Here is a 1,951-nt window from a genome sequence, read left to right on the forward strand (position 1 = left end):
CGTAAACGGCAATACCGTGACTGCGGGCACCACTGTTGCCTTAGAAGGCGGCAGTTTAATCATCAACGCCGACGGCTCTTACACCTTCACGCCCAACGCCAACTGGAATGGCCAAGTACCGGTGATTACTTACACCACCAACACTGGTGCAACGGCCACCTTAACCATTAATATCACCCCAGTGGATGACCCATCAGTCTTGGTTAACGATACCAATACCGTTGCTGAAGATTCCGTTGCCACCGGTAACGTCCTTAGCAATGACAGTGATATTGACAGCACCTTGTCTGTTGTCAGCTTCACCGTAAACGGCAATACCGTGACTGCGGGCACCACTGTTGCCTTAGAAGGCGGCAGTTTAATCATCAACGCCGACGGCTCTTACACCTTCACGCCCAACGCCAACTGGAATGGACAAGTACCAGTCATCACCTACACCACCAACACTGGATCAACCGCCACCTTAACCATTAATGTCACCCCTGTGGATGACCCATCAGTCTTGGTTAACGATACCAATACCGTTGCTGAAGATTCCGTTGCCACCGGTAACGTCCTTAGCAATGACAGTGATATTGATAATACCTTGTCTGTTGTCAGCTTCACCGTAAACGGCAATACCGTGACTGCGGGCACCACTGTTGCCTTAGAAGGTGGCAGTTTAATCATCAACGCCGACGGCTCTTACACCTTCACGCCAAACGCCAACTGGAATGGCACAGTACCGGTGATTACTTACACCACCAACACTGGTGCAACCGCCACCTTAACCATTAATGTCACCCCAGTGGATGACCCATCAGTTCTTGCCAACGACACAAATACTGTCGATGAAAATACGGTAGCAACTGGTAACGTGCTAGATAACGATAGCGATGTGGACAATGAACTGTCCGTGACCAGCTTTACAGTCAACGGTCAAACGGTTGCAGCAGGCACCACAGTTACTTTAGAAGGCGGTAGCTTAGTCATCAATGCCGACGGCTCCTACACATTTACGCCTAACGAATTCTGGAATGGCCAAGTACCCGTCATTACTTACACCACCAATACTGGCTCAACCGCAACATTAACGATTAATATCACTCCGGTTGCAAATGGCGGTCCTAGTGTCACTATCACTACAGACACTAACAATGACGGCTTCATCAGTAATGAAGAACTTGGTGGAGCAACCGAAGTAAACGTCACTATTGGCTTGGAGGGTACTGGCGCGAATGCGGGAGATACGCTCACAGTTAATGGTGTTGATTACATCCTAACGCAGGAAGACATTGATAATGGATTTGTTAATCTAACGCTTCCAGCTCCTGATGAAGGTGAAACAATCACTGTCGTTGCAACCATAACTGATGCAGCAGGCAATACCTCACCAGAAGGCAGTGATTCCGCAGTTCTGGATACTACAGGTCCAGTGATCACTGTGAGTGCACCCGATGACACGCAAGATACAACGCCCACTATCACTGGTACAACCGATGCTCCTCCTGGTAGTACTATCACTATCGTTGTTACCGACAGTACGGGAGCACAACAAACTCTTACAACTACGGTTAACCCAGATGGAACTTATGCAGTTGATGTGACCAATCCTATCGCTGAAGGTGGCTACACTGCAGATGCTTCAGTCACAGATCCTGCAGGTAACACAGGAAAAGCCAGCGATAACGGCAGCGTCGACACCAAGATTGACCAAGACGGTGACGGTAACACCGTGGCCATCACCGCCATCACCCAAGACACTGGCAGCTCCAGCAGTGACTTTATCACCAACGACAACACTCTGATTTTCAAAGGTACCGTCGATTTGGATGACAACAGCACCTTAGCCGTCACCATCAATGGTGTGGTTTACACCACCGCCAACGGCTTAGTGATTGATGCGCAAGGTAACTGGAGCGTCGACCTGACCGGTACTGTGCTGCCTGACGGCACTTACCCTGTCAGCGCC

The 1,951-nt window shown here is 49.8% G+C and carries 1 protein-coding gene; it reads left to right on the forward strand.

From position 1 onward, the window contains the following. Nucleotides 1-1,951, forward strand: a 1,951-nt coding sequence (locus M0413_RS22510) for a cadherin-like domain-containing protein (RefSeq protein WP_249555724.1), incomplete at both ends; no start/stop codon positions are given.

The organism is Shewanella sp. 8A, from assembly GCF_023475945.1.
Taxonomy (GTDB): domain Bacteria; phylum Pseudomonadota; class Gammaproteobacteria; order Enterobacterales; family Shewanellaceae; genus Shewanella; species Shewanella xiamenensis.